Annotated in this window: 18 protein-coding genes; 7 read left to right on the top strand and 11 right to left on the bottom strand. The window is 38.9% G+C overall.

Translation table 11 applies throughout. The features are described from left to right. Positions 1-36: 36 nt before the first annotated feature. Both rplU and EJ994_RS15235 read right to left on the bottom strand, forming a co-directional pair. Positions 37-720, bottom strand: a complete 684-nt coding sequence (gene rplU / locus EJ994_RS15240) for a 50S ribosomal protein L21 (protein ID WP_126593269.1) — start codon at positions 718-720, stop codon at positions 37-39. Between the two features lie 98 nt (positions 721-818). Next, positions 819-1274 (bottom strand): DUF4199 domain-containing protein, encoded by a 456-nt coding sequence (locus EJ994_RS15235; protein WP_126593268.1) that lies wholly within the window; start codon positions 1272-1274, stop codon positions 819-821. Positions 1275-1455: 181 nt separating this feature from the next. Here EJ994_RS15235 and EJ994_RS15230 point away from each other — a divergent pair, with 181 nt between their 5' ends. After that, positions 1456-2778 (top strand): M16 family metallopeptidase, encoded by a 1323-nt coding sequence (locus tag EJ994_RS15230; RefSeq protein WP_126593267.1) that lies wholly within the window; start codon positions 1456-1458, stop codon positions 2776-2778. Positions 2779-2785: 7 nt separating this feature from the next. After that, positions 2786-4858 carry a M16 family metallopeptidase gene (locus tag EJ994_RS15225; RefSeq protein ID WP_126593266.1) on the top strand — a complete coding sequence of 691 codons (2073 nt, stop codon included), beginning with the start codon at positions 2786-2788 and terminating at the stop codon, positions 4856-4858. A gap of 166 nt (positions 4859-5024) precedes the next feature. Here EJ994_RS15225 and EJ994_RS15220 read toward each other — a convergent pair whose 3' ends face one another. Further along, positions 5025-5768 carry a head GIN domain-containing protein gene (locus EJ994_RS15220; protein WP_126593265.1) on the bottom strand — a complete coding sequence of 248 codons (744 nt, stop codon included), beginning with the start codon at positions 5766-5768 and terminating at the stop codon, positions 5025-5027. 95 nt (positions 5769-5863) lie between these two features. Further along, complete coding sequence (locus EJ994_RS15215; protein WP_126593264.1) at positions 5864-6751, bottom strand: DMT family transporter; 888 nt, start codon at positions 6749-6751, stop codon at positions 5864-5866. 211 nt (positions 6752-6962) lie between these two features. Between EJ994_RS15215 and EJ994_RS15210 the strand changes: the two genes are divergently transcribed. Beyond that, positions 6963-7271: a heavy-metal-associated domain-containing protein gene (locus EJ994_RS15210; protein WP_164721483.1), complete on the top strand. Its 309-nt coding sequence runs from the start codon at positions 6963-6965 to the stop codon at positions 7269-7271. 5 nt (positions 7272-7276) lie between these two features. Continuing rightward, positions 7277-7696 carry a hypothetical protein gene (locus EJ994_RS15205; protein WP_126593262.1) on the top strand — a complete coding sequence of 140 codons (420 nt, stop codon included), beginning with the start codon at positions 7277-7279 and terminating at the stop codon, positions 7694-7696. 12 nt (positions 7697-7708) lie between these two features. On the opposite strand, the gene EJ994_RS15200 is transcribed toward EJ994_RS15205, so the two are convergent. Genes EJ994_RS15200 through mutY form a run of 5 tightly spaced genes read right to left on the bottom strand, consistent with a single transcriptional unit; the run spans position 7709 to position 12116 of the window. Beyond that, a complete protein-coding gene (locus EJ994_RS15200; protein ID WP_126593261.1) occupies positions 7709-8656 on the bottom strand; it encodes a pyridoxal-phosphate dependent enzyme in 948 nt (315 codons plus the stop codon). An 11-nt stretch (positions 8657-8667) separates the two neighbouring features. Further along, positions 8668-9225, bottom strand: coding sequence for a gliding motility lipoprotein GldD (gene gldD, locus EJ994_RS15195; RefSeq protein WP_126593260.1), 558 nt, complete (start codon positions 9223-9225; stop codon positions 8668-8670). After that, complete coding sequence (locus EJ994_RS15190; protein WP_410504159.1) at positions 9215-10543, bottom strand: gliding motility-associated protein GldE; 1329 nt, start codon at positions 10541-10543, stop codon at positions 9215-9217. The genes gldD and EJ994_RS15190 overlap by 11 nt, the downstream gene beginning before the upstream one ends. A 21-nt stretch (positions 10544-10564) precedes the next feature. Beyond that, on the bottom strand, positions 10565-11041 hold the full coding sequence (locus EJ994_RS15185; RefSeq protein WP_126593259.1) for a single-stranded DNA-binding protein: 477 nt from the start codon (positions 11039-11041) through the stop codon (positions 10565-10567). Positions 11042-11066: 25 nt separating this feature from the next. Next, complete coding sequence (gene mutY, locus EJ994_RS15180; protein WP_126593258.1) at positions 11067-12116, bottom strand: A/G-specific adenine glycosylase; 1050 nt, start codon at positions 12114-12116, stop codon at positions 11067-11069. A gap of 127 nt (positions 12117-12243) precedes the next feature. On the opposite strand from mutY, the gene EJ994_RS15175 reads away from it, so the two are divergent. From EJ994_RS15175 to EJ994_RS15165, 3 genes are all read left to right on the top strand, one after another. After that, the gene (locus EJ994_RS15175) at positions 12244-12534 is read left to right on the top strand and encodes an HU family DNA-binding protein (protein ID WP_099572450.1); all 291 of its coding nucleotides are present in this window, start codon (positions 12244-12246) and stop codon (positions 12532-12534) included. Between the two features lie 257 nt (positions 12535-12791). Further along, positions 12792-14339 (top strand): ribonuclease E/G, encoded by a 1548-nt coding sequence (locus EJ994_RS15170; protein WP_126593257.1) that lies wholly within the window; start codon positions 12792-12794, stop codon positions 14337-14339. 169 nt (positions 14340-14508) lie between these two features. Then, a complete protein-coding gene (locus EJ994_RS15165) occupies positions 14509-14982 on the top strand; it encodes a regulatory protein RecX (protein ID WP_126593256.1) in 474 nt (157 codons plus the stop codon). On the opposite strand, the gene EJ994_RS15160 is transcribed toward EJ994_RS15165, so the two are convergent. Together EJ994_RS15160 and bioB are read right to left on the bottom strand one after the other, a co-directional pair. Next, positions 14972-15838, bottom strand: coding sequence for a cupin-like domain-containing protein (locus tag EJ994_RS15160; protein WP_126593255.1), 867 nt, complete (start codon positions 15836-15838; stop codon positions 14972-14974). The two genes, EJ994_RS15165 and EJ994_RS15160, sit on opposite strands and share 11 nt — an antisense overlap. 77 nt (positions 15839-15915) lie before the next feature. Beyond that, positions 15916-17010 (bottom strand): biotin synthase BioB, encoded by a 1095-nt coding sequence (gene bioB, locus EJ994_RS15155; RefSeq protein WP_126593254.1) that lies wholly within the window; start codon positions 17008-17010, stop codon positions 15916-15918. Between the last annotated feature and the right edge of the window lie 47 nt (positions 17011-17057).

Below are 17057 nucleotides of genomic sequence, written 5' to 3'. Positions count from 1 at the left end.
TTGTCGGGATATAAGTTATACTTAAGCAGTGGACAATTATGCCTTACCGCCGTCTAATTCATCTTGCCATTTCTTCAGCTCGTCCCATTTACCTTCAGCAGCTAATTTAGCTTGTGCAGGCCATGTATCCGTTACATGATTGCCACGAACATCTGCTATAATTTCTGAGATTTTAGCCGGTTTTGCTTTTGCCAATTCAGCGAATGTTGAAATACCTGCAGCAATTAACGTCTCAGCTATTTTGGGTCCAATACCTTCAACCTTCTTCAAATCGTCCGCCTTAGCTTTAGTTGCTTTTGGCGTAGCGGCTTTTTTGGGAGCAGCCTCTTTCTTAGGGGCTACTGCTTTTGGCGCAGCCTCTTTTTTAGGAGCGGCCTTTTTGGGCTCTGATTTTACATTCTTTGCACCTTTCGCAACAATACTTTCTATTACGATTTCAGTCAATGACTGTCGGTGTCCGTTTTTCTTTCTGTAACCTTTACGTCTTTTCTTGTGAAAGACAATTACCTTGTCACCTCTTAGGTGCTTAATGACTTTGGCCTCAACAGCGGCTCCGTCTATAGCCGGGGCGCCAATGGTTACGTTCTTACCGTCATCTAAAAGAAGAACATTGTCAAAAGTTACCTTTTTCCCTTCTTCTGTTTGCAAACGGTGAACGTACACTTTTTGGTCTTTTGCAACTTTAAATTGCTGCCCTGCCATCTCTACAATTGCGTACATATTGTTAAAAATGTATAATTAAAACCTATTGGATTTTTTCCAAAGGCGGCTGCAAATATACTTCTTATTGATTAATCTACAAGGCTTTTTGTTAGAATTTACGCGCTTTTAGACTCTAAATTATTAGAAGATTTGAAAAGCTGCATAAATGACAGTGTTAATACTAAAGTGGTACTAAAGCCCATTACGGCAACGACCAAGAAAACAATGGCTTCAAAGCTCTCGTATTCCTTGGCCCATTTGGTAGAAAGTTCTTCTAGAAAACCAGGATTCAACTCGGTAGCATACAGTGCAAAGAACAAGGTAAAAATAAGTGTCGCCACACCCCCTGTTATCAACCCTGCCATAAATCCATTTCCGTAACTAAAAGAAGCTCCCTTTTTCAATTTGTAATATTTAATCGCTTCATAAATAGCGAATCCCGTTACCACAGCGTTAAAAAGGCTGTAAAAAACGTTGGTATGAACCCCCAAAAGAGAAAGTATTAAGAAATAGGCAATTAAACATCCGGAAGCGGCGATACCAAATCTAATGGGAAGCGCGTAATTTTTCATAGTCTAAGATTTTTGTTAGTCACTTTACAGTAAGTTAATAAATAAGCAGATAAAAAGTATCTAATTTCTTGTTAAATGAAAAAGCTTCTTTAATTAATCATCCCACAAAACCTTAAATTCGTGTAACAATTAAAACAAACTTCATACTTATGTGAAGTATGAAAATTAAACACTAGACAAAATGAAAAACAAACTACTCATGGCCTCGGCCATTTTATTTTCCTGTGTAGTAAGCATTGCCCAAGAGGTAAAGTACGAAGAGTACGAATTGGACAACGGCCTACATGTAATACTTCATAAAGATAATAGTGCTCCGGTAGTAACAACTGCCGTCATGTATCATGTGGGAGGTAAGGATAGAACAGAAGGCAGAACCGGATTCGCCCATTTTTTTGAACACTTATTGTTCGAAGGAACAGAAAACATAGAGAAAGGTAAATGGTTTGAAATTGTTTCATCCAACGGAGGTAAGAACAATGCGAACACCTCTCAGGACAGAACTTACTACTATGAAGTTTTTCCCTCCAATAACTTAAAACTAGGCCTTTGGATGGAAGCCGAACGCATGTTACATCCTATCATTGACCAGAAGGGTATCGATACCCAGCAAGAAGTTGTTAAAGAAGAGAAAAGACTTCGTTACGACAACTCGCCCTACGGTCAATTATTACCAGTACTTGGGGCAAACCTCTTCAAAAAGCACCCCTACAAGGACCCTAATATTGGGTATATGAAAGACTTGGATGCCGCTACGTTAGAAGATGTTGTTGCCTATAACAAGAAGTACTATGTTCCCAACAACGCTGCTTTAGTTGTTGCAGGTGATATTGATATCGCAGAAACTAAAAAAATTATCAACGACTATTTTGCACCAATCCCAAGAGGTGCCGATATCGTTAGAAATTTCCCTAAGGAAGACCCTATTACGGAAGAGGTTAGAGTAAAAGCTTACGACGCCAATATTCAAATCCCTGCGGCAGGTATTGCTTATAGAACACCAGGATTTGCTGAACGCGATGCTTATGTTCTTGATATGATATCTACCTATTTAAGCGATGGAAAAAGTTCAAAGCTTTACAAGAAGATGGTAGATGAGCAAAAGCAAGCTTTACAAGTAGGCGCTTTTAATATTCCACAAGAGGATTATAGTATGTATTTGGTTTTTGCCCTTCCTGTAGGTGAAACTTCATTGGAAACTTTAGTGGCGGAAATGGAAGAGGAAATCGCTAAAGTTAGAACAGAACTTATCTCTGAAAACGATTATCAGAAACTTCAAAATAAGTTTGAAAACCAATTCGTAAATTCAAATTCTAGCGTTGAAGGAATTGCCAATTCCCTTGCTAGATATCATGTGCTTTATGGTGATACCGAACTCATCAATAAAGAGATAGAAATTTACCGTTCTATAACTCGCCAAGAAATCATGGAAGTAGCGAAAAAACACCTGAATACCAATCAGCGTGTTCTTATAGATTATTTACCTGAAGAAAAACCTGCAAACTAAAATTGTAATGAGAAAACTATATATATTATTTATCGCGGCTTTGGCCACATTTGGAGTGCAAGCACAAGTAGATCGGTCCATAATGCCGAAACCTGGTCCTGCCCCAGAAATTAATTTAGCAGAACCAGAAAGTTTTGAACTAAGTAACGGCCTTAAAGTAATGGTTGTTGAAAACCATAAGTTACCAAGGGTATCCATACAACTCACCATTGACAACCCACCTATCCTAGAAGGAGACAAGGCAGGGGTATCTAGCTTAACAGGCAGTCTTCTCGGTCTGGGTTCAAAGAACATTAGCAAGGACGACTTCAATGAAGAAATAGATTTTTTAGGGGCGCGTTTAAGTTTTGGTTCGCAAAGTGCCTTTGCCAGTTCGTTATCCAAGTATTTCCCTAGAATGATGGAGCTTATGGCAGATGCCGCCATTAATCCCAACTTTACGCAAGAGGAATTTGAAAAGGAAAAAGCAAAATTGATTACCGGATTAAAAGCCGAGGAAAAGGATGTTTCTGCGATTGCAGGAAGGGTTCAAAGGGCATTAGCTTACGGCAAAGACCATCCTTACGGGGAATTTACTACGGAGGAAACCGTTAACAATGTAAAGTTGACCGATGTGCTTCAGTTCTATCGTAAGTACTTTGTGCCTGCAAATGCCTACCTCGTAGTTATTGGAGACGTAACCTTTGACCAGGTAAAGGAATTAACAGAGGAAAATTTTACCTCATGGACAAAGGCCGTACCACCATCCTTAAGTTTTTCGCAACCCAATGATGCACAGTACACCCAAATAAATTTTGTGGACATGCCCAACGCGGTACAATCCGAAATAGCGGTTCAAAATTTGGTAGAGCTGAAAATGAAAGATGATGATTATTTACCTGCATTGGTCGCTAATCAAATTCTTGGTGGCGGCGGAGAAGGACGCCTGTTTCTAAACTTAAGAGAGGATAAAGGCTATACATATGGTTCTTACTCGGCAATAGGCAATGATAAGTATGAAGTTTCTAGGTTTCGTGCCACAGCTAGTGTAAGGAACGTGGTTACCGATAGTTCCGTAGTGGAAATCCTCAAAGAAATTGACCAAATAGTTAATGAGCCCGTTACGGAAAAGGAATTGGCCAATACAAAGGCCAAGTACACCGGAAGGTTTGTTTTGGCCTTGGAACAGCCCCAAACCATTGCCAACTACGCACTGAATATTGAAAAGGAAGGACTGCCTAAGGATTTTTACAAGACTTATTTGGAACGTATAGACGACATAAGCATTGAAGACGTTCAAAACGCGGCAAAAAAATACTTTAGTACCAGTAACGCCAGGGTAGTGGTAGCGGGAAAAGGAAGTGAAGTTTTGGAGAACCTTGAAAAAGTCAGCGTAAACGGAAAAAAAATACCTGTTCTTTATTATGATAAAACAGGGAAGAAAACTGCAAAACCAGATTACAATGCTGAAATGCCAGAAGGATTAACAGCTACAGCCATCATTGAAAAATATGTTGATGCCATAGGGGGGAAATCAAAACTGGAGAGTGTTGAATCCTATGCAATGAGCGCAGCTGCCGAAATGCAGGGTATGAAACTGGAAATGGAAATGAAAAAAACTTCCAAAGACCAGTTTATGCAAGACGTAAAAATGATGGGTAATTCCGTAAGCAAGCAAGTTTTGGATGGCGATAAAGGATACGCTGTTGGTCAAGGACAACGTAAAGATTTGTCTCCCGAAGAAATTGAAAAAGTCAAAGCGGAATCAGCAACGTTCCCGGAGCTCAATTATTTGGCAGTAGGGGGCATAGCTCTAGACGGTATGGAAACCGTAGGTGACAAAAAAGCTTACAAAATAAAAGTTAACGACACTAAAACTGTTTATTACGACGCAGAAACCGGTTTAAAGTTGCAAGAAGTTACCATAGCCGAAATGCAAGGTCAGCAAGTAAAGCAGACTTTAATGTTCGATGACTATAAGGAAGTATCAGGCATTCTGTTTCCTTATAAAATTACGCAGAGCATGGGACCACAGAACATAGAATTCATAGTAACCGAGATAAAAGTGAACGACGGCGTGTCCCCAGCGGATTTCGAATAGAACAACCATTTACTCGATGATCGAGATTTATATGCTCGGGCGCTTGCGTTGAAATTAAATGTGATTTTCCTTTGAATGCCTCGCGGGGTTGCCCCGAGGTAGTTTACAGAACCAAAAAAAACCCGCTCAAATGAGCGGGTTTTTTTATAAACATGGGTAATAAACACTATCCAATCTTTCTAATTTCTACCTCTCCGATCACTATTCCCTTATCAACATCGGCATCTCCGGTATAATTTATCGTTGTTTCTCCATAACAAGTTACCTTTAACCTATCGGAAACGTTTACACGAAAATTACTCTCGCCATAAGCAGTTATTTTTGTCTCGCTATTTCCCATTTCAATTGCATTTACCTCGCTCTCGCCATACGCCCTGAACACTTGTCTCTTTACCTCTCCTTCTGCTATCTCCAAGTAACTTTCTCCGTAGATGGCAACGGTTAATTCCTCTAAATTAAGATGGTTAAAATAAACCTTCGACTCCCCATAAATGGATAACTTTAAATCTTCTTGCTCCATAACGCCCTTTACTTTAACAACTTCCTCTCCTCTAATAGACAAGTTCTTTAAGGTCTTGTACGTAATCTTCGCAGTTGCCATAGTACCATTATAAATAGATTTTTTTCCTTTCCATTGGTCGGTTGAAACACGTTCGGATTTGGTCACTGTTTTAGCCCCGTCCAGATATACCCGGAGCGTATTTCCTTCTACCTTGATATTAATCTTATCCAAAGCAACCTTAGCATTTTCAATACGAACGGATTCCTCTGAACCCCGTACCAATTCTACCTCTATATGGGGACTTATAATAACTTTTTCAAAGGCGTCTACTTTTACCGTTTTGGTTTGAGCAAAAGCTCCTAAGGCTAAGCAAAAAAGTGCTATAAATATTACATTTGATTTTTTCATGACTGTTCGTTTTCTTAAGATGATTTATTTTTGTTTTTGATTGGACTTCCCCTTAAAGACTGCATGAAACTTATTTTGTTACACCTTATTTAAAATTATGCAGTTTTCATTCGTTTTTTATTTACCAAATACACTCCGACCAAGATTAATAATGAAGCTCCCAGTTGCTTTATGCTGAAAGTTTCACCATCTACTATTCCCCAAAAAATTCCTACAATAGGGATAAGGTAGGTAACCGATACGGAAAATATGGGAGAAGAAATCTGAATTAACCTATTGAAGATAACCTTGGCAATACAGGTACTTATAACACATAGAATAACGATGTAGCCCAACGAACTCCAGAAAAAGCTCCCGTCTAGAACTTCATTATCCAGTGCTCCAGAAAAAGGCAATAGCACAAAACCGGGAATAAGGATACAGACAAAATTTCCGACAGCAATTCCCATGGGGCTGACCTCATGTAATTTACTCTTTATAATATTAGCATTGCAGGCATAACAAATAGTGGCTATGAGCACGAAACCTGCATACCAATAATTTTGGTCCGGATTTATACTACTCCCAAACAACACAAGCAAACTAGCCCCCAGTAAGCCGATTAAAACCCCAATGAACTGATTTCTGCTAAACGATATCCCAAATGCGAAAAGCCCAACGAACAAAGTAAATAATGGCACTAAAGAATTCAAAACTGCGGTTACACTACTATCTATTTCGGTTTCAGCAAACGCAAAGAGAAACATGGGGAAAAAGCTCCCTATAAAACCGGATAGTGCTAACCATTTCCAGTCCTTCTTTCGAATAGTTTTTAAAGAACCATATCCTATAATCAATAAAAGACATCCAGAAATAATAATCCGTAAGGCACCTAATTGAAGTGGAGTAAAACCCACCAAACCCTTTTTAATGAGTATATAGGAAGTTCCCCAAATAAGGGACAATACTATAAGATAAAGCCACTTTCGGTTTCTAATTTTCAAGTCTCGCAATTTTACTGCAAAAATGAGGTTTTTTAGTGAGTAAAAAAGAAAGCTTTTTTATTAACCGACTTCTTAGGACGTTTTCAATATTTGGTATCTTTACAATCTTGTCGGGAGGCAGTCTTAATATCCTAACCTGAAAAAAGATAAATTGTTCTCAAAGGATTTCTATACTATGAAGCTATTCTTATCTCTTATTTTATTTGTCATCATGTCCAATTCCATATTAGGACAAGACGTAGTAGAGAAAGACACGAACATTGAGAACGGCCAAATGATCAGCACTGCTATAGTTCGTATTGACGGTATGGCCTGCCAGAAAGGATGCGCGGATAAAATAGGCCTGAATTTACAAAACACCTCTGGGGTCATTGCTGCAGAGGTTAGTTATGAGAAAAAAGAGGCCCTTGTTAAGTTTAACCCTAAAGTGGTATCTATCGCGGAATTAGAAAGTGTTATTACCAGCACCAAGGTTAAAACTTATGTTTACACTATAAATTCCATCACCATAAAAGAATAAATAAGATGAAAAAATATCTCCTAATACTCGCCTGTGTCGCTTTTCTTCTATCCTGTAACGAGGAAAAAAAGAATGGAAAAGAGGAGTCTACACAGATGGAACATGTGATGGCCATTCACGATGAAGTAATGCCAAAAATGGGAAAACTTGGAAGTTTAGTAGGCAAATTAAAGCCCTTGGCAGATTCTCTCGGTGCCGAATCGCCAGAAGCAAAAACAATGCGCGAATTACAACGAGCCAATGAATCCATGATGGATTGGATGAAAGGTTTTGGAGACCGATTTGATTCTGAAGAAATCTTAGAGGGTAAAGCGCTTACTCCAGAAAAACAAAAATGGCTTAACGAGGAGGAAGAAAAAGTAAAAGCAGTTAAAGAACAAATCAATACTAGTATTGAAAAGGCGGAGAAACTGCTGGCCAACTAGGCTCTAAAGCATTTAAAACGGCAAATTGTTTAAATCTACATTTCCGCCAGATATAACGATGCCTACTTTTCCCCCTGAATACTTTTGGGGATTTTCGGACACTTCTCGTTTTAAAGCAGCGACGGTAACCGCACTAGACGGTTCAATGATGATTTTCATGCGCTCCCATACCAATCGCATAGCTAGTACTATCTCCTCTTCCGTAACCCTGACTATCTTCTTCACGTGCTCCTTTATAATAGGGAAATTATTGTCCCCCAAGGTAGTTTTGAGTCCGTCTGCAATGGTATTTACGCTATTATTACCCTCAATTTTTCCACTTTTAAGCGAGCGGTAAGCATCATCGGCCTCAAAAGGCTCACCTCCTAATATGGCACAATTCGTTCCAAAATGCTTCGCCGCAATAGCGGAACCGGCTATGAGTCCACCGCCACCCACCGGACAAAAAATAGCATTGATATCCGGAATTTGCTTTAAGAGTTCTAATGCGGCCGTCCCTTGCCCGATTATGACATTTTTATCATTTGATGGGTGTAAAAAAGAGGCTCCGGTATCTTTGCCAATCTTATCGGCCATGGCCTGTCTAGCTTCTAGCGTAGGAGCGCATTCGTAAATAATACCATCATATTCCTTTACTCCTATTTTCTTCACCTCAGGAGCAGAGGACGGCATTACAATATGGGCTTTGATATCTAAGTTTTTGGCTGCCAATGAAACCGCTTGTGCAAAATTTCCGGAAGAGTGGGTAACCACTCCATTTTTTCTTTGCGCATCGGTCAACTGCAAAATGGCATTCGTGGCACCTCTTATTTTATACGCTCCGGCCCTTTGAAAATTTTCGCATTTAAAATAAACCGATGTTCCTATTTCTTTATCAATCAATCTTGAAGTTAGGACAGGGGTATGATGTATGTACGGTATTATTCTTTCATGACAATCCAATACATCTTGCTTTTGCATGATTGAAGAATTTATTTTTTCCATCGTAATGTTTCCATAATCCGACGGATATCGTTTTGTAGATATGCCGCCGCAGGCAAAATAGAATCGTAGTTCGGTTTTGTATAAAAATACACAGAACCGGTTAAAAAGTGTTCTACACTATCCGTGACAAAGAATTGAGACTGTGATGCGGCGTTTCCCTGTACTTCAAACAATGCACCGTAAACCCCGGCTTCCGGATTTACATAAGGCTGTTCTACGATATTATCTGCTTTGGCAGCGTGTTCATAGCTTAAACGCTTAGCATCTATGATGAGCTTGTCTATATTGTTCGTCACTTTTTTATAACTGATGAAGATTGCACCCTTCATGTCAGGATACGTTAAGGTAAAGGCCTGGTCCTTATTCGCCTCCGCTTTTGACAACTGGTTGTACTGAAAGCTAAAATTTTCGGTTTCTAAACTAGCTGGTTGTCCTTGGGGATATTCTAACCGTATTTCTGCCTTAGGCTTTGGAATAGGTTCATTCTTGCAAGCACCTATGACACACATTGTGGTGATTATAGCAATGACATATCTACGCTTCATGTGGCAAAATAACTTTAATTTGCTTTAACCTCTTTTTATCCAGACTTTCTACAACAAACTTATAATTCTCAAAGACTACCTGTTCTCCCCTTTTAGGAAAACTCCCTGCTATTTCTAGAACAAAACCCGCAATGGTCTCAGATTCTCCCTTATTCTCCTCGAATGGTGTTTCGTCTTCCAGTTTAACAACCCTATAAAAATCCTTTAAAGCTGTTTTTCCTTCGAAGACGTAGTTAAAGTCGTCCAGCTTGGAAAAGATTAAATCCTCATCATCGAACTCATCGCTTATATCACCAACTATTTCTTCGATGATATCCTCTAGGGTAACGATTCCAGAGGTTCCACCATACTCATCTACCACTACGGCCAAATGGTTTTTCTTCTCTTGAAATTCGGACAGCAGATCATCCAACTTTTTATTCTCCGGAACAAAGTAAGGCTCGCGAATAAGGCTGGTCCAATTAAAGGATTTACGGTCTAAATAAGGAAGTAAATCTTTAACATAAAGTACTCCCAAGACATTATCTATATTATCCGAAAAAACTGGTATTCTGGAATATCCGTTCTTTTTAATCTCTTCCAAGACCTCCGGAAATTTCATTTGGTCGTTCAATGAAAAAATATCTATTCGGGGGCGCATTACCTGCTTGGTATCCGTATTCCCAAAGGAAACAATTCCCTGTAATATTTTTTGCTCTTCCTTGGTGGTATCTCCATCCGAGGTAAGTTCCAACGCTTGGGATAGATGATCTACGCTTAAACTAGATTTTTCCTTTCCAAGTTTATTATACAGAAATATGGTTCCTGCTCGCATTGGAAGGCTAAAAGGCGAAAATAAAAAATCTAAGGTTTTTAACGGGTAAGCCATAAAGTGGGAAAAGTCCATCCTGTTTCTGTTGGCGTAGATTTTGGGTAAAATCTCTCCAAACATTAAAATAAGAAAAGTGGCCGCCACCACCTCTAACAAAAAACGTAGGGAAACCACCCCAAAAAGCGAATAGTTTATATTTGAAAAAAGAGTGTCCCCAATAACATTGAATAATAACACCACGCCTATATTGATTGCATTATTGGCGATTAATATCGTTGCCAAAAGCTTTTTAGGACGCTCTAGAAGTTTGATCAGGATATTCCCTTTTGCCGTTTTTTGTTCTTGAATTTCGTTTACCTCCGTGGGAGAAAGCCCAAAAAGGGCAACTTCTGCTCCAGAAATCATGGCAGAACAGAGCAACAATAGTACAAGGACTCCAATATTAAGTGCAAAGGCACCGTCCATCACCATAAAATTTAAACTATAAAGTAAGGGGTCAGGGTCCAAAAGGTTACTGTTTACAAATATTTAAAAAGGTAGATCGTCTTCCTGTTCGGGTTGACTTACCGGTGCAGGTGAGCTCTGCTGCGCGCTAGGGTTAGCGTGCTGATCTGTTGGTTGAGCCGCTGGCTGTGAGGCTTGCCCTGCGTTATTGGCCATACTTTCCTTTTTGGTAGATAGAAAGGTAAATTCTTGCACGTGAACTTCAGTGGTATACCTCGTATTACCGTCCTCTCCTTGCCACTGTCTATTTTTTAATCTTCCTTCTACATATACCTTGTCTCCCTTGCTCAAATATTTCTCACATATTTCAGCCGCTTTGTTCCTCACCACAATATTATGCCAGTCCGTATTCGTAACACGTTCTCCAGTCTGCTTGCTTGTATAGGTCTCATTCGTGGCTATCGGGAACCTTCCAATGCTGCCCCCACCTTCAAAATAATGCATCTTTACTTCATCTCCCAGATGCCCTATCAGCATCACTTTATTCAATGTACCGCTCATAATTTTTGTCTAATAATCAAAAGTACTAAAATTTAAATGTTTTCATGAAATCCGCTATTAAAACAGGTACTGGAAATTTCTTTATTTCTGTAATAGAAATACCTTCTTCACTTCTTAGGTTTCCTTCTAATATCCAAAACTTAGTGTTCAGATGTTGATGAGATAATTTATGAACTACACTTTTGGTATTGAACAAAGTAATATTCACTTTTTCATTCAAATCCAATACTTGCTGGTATTCCTTTTCTATTTGTTCCAAATTTAATTCAGATTCAGATTCCAGCAGGGGAAACTCCCACAAATGCTGCCAAATCCCCTTTCCCTGTCGTTGTCTCAATATGGTTTGTGTATTCCCCTTTTTATCGTTCAGGATGGGAACCAAATAATTGAAATAACGATTTCTGACCTTTGTCTTTTTTAACTTAAGGGGTAACAAATCTACTTTTCCTTCTTTTAAAGCCACGCAACCATTATTTAACGGGCAGTGCAGGCAATACGGTTTTTTTGGTGCGCATTGTATTGCTCCAAATTCCATAATACCTTGGTTATAATCCCGAACATTACTTTCATGAAGCAACTCCTGCGCTAAGGATTTAAAATGTTTTACACCTTCCGTACTATTAATGGGTATATCAATACCAAAATATCTGGCCAATACTCTATACACGTTGCCATCTACAACGGCTTGACGTTCGTTAAAACATATAGAGGCAATTGCACTTGCGGTATAATCACCAACACCCTTTAATTTCAATAGTTCTTTATAGGTACTTGGGAATTTGCCCCCATAATCGGCTACCACCATTTTAGCCGTTGCATGAAGGTTCCTGGCCCTGGAATAATAGCCCAGTCCTTGCCAAAGTTTCAGTATTTGCGCTTCGGAGGCCTTGGCCATATCCTCTACGGTAGGAAAGGCTTCAATAAACTTCAAGTAATAGGGCGTACCCTGAGCTACCCTAGTTTGCTGAAGTATAATTTCGGAGAGCCATATATTATAAGGATTAATAGTACCTCGCCAAGGTAAATTGCGCTTATTTTGCTGGTACCAATCGAGGATTTTATCGGAAAATGACATTCACTTTAATACTAAGCGTTAAAAGTAGCAGTTTATATACTTAAAATTAGCCCTTTAGAAAGAAAGATTGAATTTAATTTATATATTTGCAACCCGAAAAAACATACAGAAAATCTAATATTGTAAGATGACGAAAGCGGAAATTGTATCTAAAATCTCAGATAAGCTGGGAATTGAAAAAGGAGATGTACAGGCAACGGTAGAATCCTTTATGGAAGAAGTGAAAACTTCATTGGAAGGTGGAGATAATGTTTACCTTAGAGGTTTTGGTAGTTTTATTATAAAAACTAGAGCAGAAAAGACTGGAAGGAATATTTCTAAGAACACGACCATAAAAATACCTGCCCACAACATACCCGCCTTTAAACCAGCTAAGGTTTTTGTAGAAGGAGTAAAAAGCAACGTACAAGTAAAATAATAATCTAAAAGAAGAACTTTATGCCGAGTGGTAAAAAAAGAAAGAGACATAAGGTAGCTACACATAAGCGCAAAAAGCGTAGAAGAGCTAACCGACACAAGAAAAAGTAGTTTTTTAAACTACTTTTTCATTTTAATACGTTCCTTGACATAGGGATTCCAAAGATGAATCTCGGCAGGTTCAAACGAATCTGTTTCTAACATTGTTTAATCTATTTATCCGCTTTTTTAAAGCTGGATAAATACAAATATATTCAGGTGAATAGAGAATTAATCGTAAGATCTAGTTCCAATTCTGTTGATTTTGCTTTGCTTAAAGATGGGAAACTCACTGAACTACATAAAGAAGAAGACAATAATAACTTTTCCGTAGGCGATATTTTTCTCGCTAAAATTCGGAAGCCGGTCACTGGGCTAAACGCTGCATTCGTCAATGTAGGGTATGAAAAAGATGCATTTTTGCATTACCATGACCTGGGACCACAGCTTTCTTCAATGCTAAAGTTCACTAAACAAGTGAGTACAGGTAAATTAAGGGATTACTCCCTAAAAGATTTTCCATTTGATAAGGATATTGACAAACATGGCGTAATAACAGATGTTATTAAAGCCAATCAATCTCTTTTAGTGCAAATTGTTAAAGAACCCATATCCACCAAAGGACCAAGAATAAGTTCAGAACTTTCTATAGCTGGACGCTATTTAGTAATGGTTCCTTTTTCCGACCGCGTTTCCGTATCTCAAAAAATTGGAAGCTCAAAAGAAAAAGATAGGTTAAAGAGACTTGTAAAAAGTATAAAACCAAAAGGATTTGGAGTAATCATAAGAACAGTTGCAGAAGGCAAAAAAGTAGCAGAACTAGATAAAGATCTAGAAAACTTGTTGGACAAATGGTCCACAATGTGTAAAAAATTATATCGCGCTCAAACACCTTCAAAGGTATTGGTAGAACTTAACAGAGCATCCTCTATATTAAGAGATGTTTTCAACGATAGTTTTACCGGTATACATGTTGATGACACCACGCTGTTTGATGAAATTAAGGATTACGTTATGGAAATCGCTCCTAACAAAGAATCGATAGTCAAACATTATAAAGCCAATGTTCCCATTTTTGAAAAATTCGGGATAGAAAGGCAGATTAAAACCTCTTTTGGACGAACGGCTACAATGAGCAAAGGTGCCTATTTGATTATAGAACATACCGAAGCTCTTCATGTAGTTGACGTTAATAGCGGCAACCGTTCCAATAAGGCAAAGAACCAAGAAGACACTGCCCTAGAGGTAAACTTGTTGGCCGCCTCCGAAATAGCCAGACAATTGCGTCTTAGGGATATGGGAGGTATTATTGTAGTGGATTTCATTGATATGGTCAAAGCGCAGCACAGGAAAAAACTTTTTGAACATCTTAGAGATGAAATGAAAGATGACCGTGCTAAACACAAGATTCTACCGCCAAGTAAGTTTGGGCTTATCCAAATAACAAGGCAACGTGTAAGACCCGAAATGAATATTAAGACTACCGAGGAAAACCCTAATAATAGTGGGCAGGAAGTAGAAGCTCCTATAGTCTTAATAGACAAAATAAACGTAGATCTTGAACGTTTATTGAAAGGACCTGCAAAGGATAACAGCATAACACTAAACATACATCCTTTCATTGCAGCCTATCTTACAAAAGGTTTCCCATCTATACGCTTTAAGTGGTTCTTAGAGCATAGAAGATGGATTAGAATACAACCTAGGGATGCATATACGTATCTTGAATACCGTTTTAAGAACAAAGACGGTAAAACCATATATTAGTGAAACTCTTTTTTCAAAGCGAAGAGCGATGAAAAAGGAAGTTAAACTAACCCTAATTATTATTAGGGTCTGTTGAAGAATAAACAGATTCAAAATTTAAGCGACCTCAGCAAAGGGGTCGCTTTTTTTGTTTGTCTAAAGCCGTAAAAGGTTTTCTTATTTTTGACCTATGTTACAAAACAAAGCATATTCCCTAACGGAGGCCACTAAAAAACTGGAAAGCTATTGCGCTTATCAAGACCGTTGCCATAAGGAAGTAATAAGCAAATTAAAGCAGATGGGGATGATTCCCGTGGCCATTGACCAGATTGTTACTCAACTTATCCAGGAGAACTATTTGAACGAAGAACGCTTTGCGAAGAGTTTTGCCAGAGGTAAGTTCAATATAAAAAAATGGGGTAAAAAACGTATCGTGACGGAACTGAAACAACGTGATATTTCCAAGTATAATATTAATACGGCTTTGAAGGAGATTAATGAGGTAGATTACATAAAAACCCTGGATGCTCTTGCGAGAAAAAGACTCCTACAACTGAACGAGTCAAACAAGCTTAAAAAAAGAAAAAAACTTGCTGACTATTTACTTTACCGTGGCTGGGAAAGTCATTTGGTCTATGAAAAAATGAAGGAGCTTATTCCTTAATTCCAATATTGGCATTAGTGTTGACTATTGTTTTTTTATTCTTTCGCTCAATCCATCGTTGGCCTTGTAATTTTCGCATCAATACATCAAAATGGCGCATAACGAAGATATTGTAGGCCGCGTGGGCAAAATTTTTAGGATTTCGGGCTAACCCACGTAAACTCATTGAAAAGCCCGGTGTTTTGTATTTCATATAATGCCAAAATCCTTCAGGCATATACAATACCTCACCGTGCTTCAAAGTAGTTTTGTAGCCGCTTACCTTCTCCAAAGCGGGCCATTTTTTGAAATCTGGATTAGAAAAATCGATACTTTCGTGCGTGATTATAGCATGCGGTACTTTATAGAGGTATTTATTCTGCGATTGCGGAAACAGAATACACTCCTTTTCCCCCTCAAAATGAAAATGAAAAATATTGGCCAGATCAATATCATAATGCATAAACGTATGTGAATCCTTTCCTCCGAAAAACAACATAGGAACGCCTTTCAGTAGCCTAATCCCGAAATCGGGATAACTAAAGTCCTTCTGTAAAGCTGGTACTTCCTTTAAAATATTCCAAAGAAAAATTCTGTACTTGGTAGGTTCACACTTCAAAAGATCTACATACTCGGACATCAACATCTCTGCATGGGGCTCGTTAAAACCATCTTTGTGATGTACGGGACGGTCATCGTACAAGGGAACTATCTTATCCCCGGCCATCTCTTTCATATAATCTAAAGACCATTTTTTGTGCGCGGCCCAATTGCCATCAAACTCCTCAATCACCAAAGGTTTTTGTGGTTTTAAATAGTCTTTTACAAAGTCTTTCTTTGTGATAGATTGTACCCTATTTACTTCAACTAACTTCAATGGTCTTTTGGGTTTTTAGAACCTCAAATTTAGGCAAGCTCATGAAAAGAATATCTTAAAAGTTCAATAATAAAAGCTTAGTCCGTCAATTTGGCTTTTAGTTTTGCCTCCTCATTACGCTCAATTTTATGACCCGGTCTTGTCCATTTTGGTTTCTCTCCTAACGGTTTAAACTCAGAGTCCGATGCTTCGACTGTTTTTGGTTGGGAAACTTTAGTAAACGGTTTCTGAGGATTTAAGCCTAAGAGCTTGAACATCTCCATATCCTCGTTAACATCCGGATTGGGCGTAGTTAGTAATTTATCTCCCGTAAAAATAGAATTGGCTCCCGCAAAGAAACACATGGCCTGCCCTTCTCTACTCATTTCTGTTCTACCGGCAGACAAACGCACTTGTGTTTCCGGTAAAACAATACGCGTTGTGGCTACCATACGAATCATGTCCCAGATAGCAACGGGTGCTATGTCTTCCATGGGCGTTCCTTCTACAGGCACCAAAGCGTTAATAGGCGTAGACTCTGGCTGTGGACTTAAAGAAGCCAGGGCAACAAGCATCCCGGCTCTGTCCTCCAACTGTTCTCCCATGCCTATAATACCGCCGCTACATACCGTAACGTTGGTCTTCCTAACATTATCTATGGTATCTAAACGATCTTCAAAAGCTCTTGTAGAAATCACATCCTTATAATAATCCTCTGAGGTATCCAGATTATGGTTATACGCATAGAGTCCGGCCTCTGCCAGTCGTTTCGCCTGATTTTCCGTAATCATCCCTAGGGTGCAGCAAACTTCCATATCCAATTTATTTATGGTGCGCACCATCTCCAAAACCTGATCAAACTCCGGACCATCCTTTACGTTACGCCAAGCTGCTCCCATACAAACACGCGAACTTCCCGAGGCTTTAGCCCTAAGTGCCTGCGCCTTTACATGCGGAACCGTCATTAAATCATTCCCTTCAATATCTGTATGATAACGCGCTGCTTGCGGGCAATAGCCACAATCCTCAGGGCAACCCCCGGTTTTTATAGAAAGTAGTGTGGAAACTTGGACCGTGTTGGGGTCGTGGTTTTTTCTATGAACGGTAGCTGCTTCATAAAGCAACTCCATTAACGGTTTATTATAAATATCAAGAATTTCTTCTTTCGTCCAATTATTTCTCACTTTGCTCATAAAATCTTGGGTTGTTTGCAGATTTCAAAAATAGCGGAATTCAAGTA

It is taken from the genome of Maribacter sp. MJ134, from assembly GCF_003970695.1.
In the GTDB taxonomy this organism is placed as follows: Bacteria; Bacteroidota; Bacteroidia; order Flavobacteriales; family Flavobacteriaceae; genus Maribacter.
The sequence above is the reverse complement of the archived record's forward strand: the minus strand, read 5'-3'. Positions and strand labels throughout refer to the sequence as shown.

Coding starts and splice junctions, on each gene's coding strand:
- rplU (WP_126593269.1), bottom strand. CDS start 720: ATGTACGCAATTGTAGAGATGGCAGGGCAGCAATTTAAAGTTGCAAAA.
- EJ994_RS15235 (WP_126593268.1), bottom strand. CDS start 1,274: ATGAAAAATTACGCGCTTCCCATTAGATTTGGTATCGCCGCTTCCGGA.
- EJ994_RS15230 (WP_126593267.1), top strand. CDS start 1,456: ATGAAAAACAAACTACTCATGGCCTCGGCCATTTTATTTTCCTGTGTA.
- EJ994_RS15225 (WP_126593266.1), top strand. CDS start 2,786: ATGAGAAAACTATATATATTATTTATCGCGGCTTTGGCCACATTTGGA.
- EJ994_RS15220 (WP_126593265.1), bottom strand. CDS start 5,768: ATGAAAAAATCAAATGTAATATTTATAGCACTTTTTTGCTTAGCCTTA.
- EJ994_RS15210 (WP_164721483.1), top strand. CDS start 6,963: ATGTCCAATTCCATATTAGGACAAGACGTAGTAGAGAAAGACACGAAC.
- EJ994_RS15205 (WP_126593262.1), top strand. CDS start 7,277: ATGAAAAAATATCTCCTAATACTCGCCTGTGTCGCTTTTCTTCTATCC.
- EJ994_RS15200 (WP_126593261.1), bottom strand. CDS start 8,656: ATGCAAAAGCAAGATGTATTGGATTGTCATGAAAGAATAATACCGTAC.
- gldD (WP_126593260.1), bottom strand. CDS start 9,225: ATGAAGCGTAGATATGTCATTGCTATAATCACCACAATGTGTGTCATA.
- EJ994_RS15185 (WP_126593259.1), bottom strand. CDS start 11,041: ATGAGCGGTACATTGAATAAAGTGATGCTGATAGGGCATCTGGGAGAT.
- mutY (WP_126593258.1), bottom strand. CDS start 12,116: ATGTCATTTTCCGATAAAATCCTCGATTGGTACCAGCAAAATAAGCGC.
- EJ994_RS15175 (WP_099572450.1), top strand. CDS start 12,244: ATGACGAAAGCGGAAATTGTATCTAAAATCTCAGATAAGCTGGGAATT.
- EJ994_RS15165 (WP_126593256.1), top strand. CDS start 14,509: ATGTTACAAAACAAAGCATATTCCCTAACGGAGGCCACTAAAAAACTG.
- bioB (WP_126593254.1), bottom strand. CDS start 17,010: ATGAGCAAAGTGAGAAATAATTGGACGAAAGAAGAAATTCTTGATATT.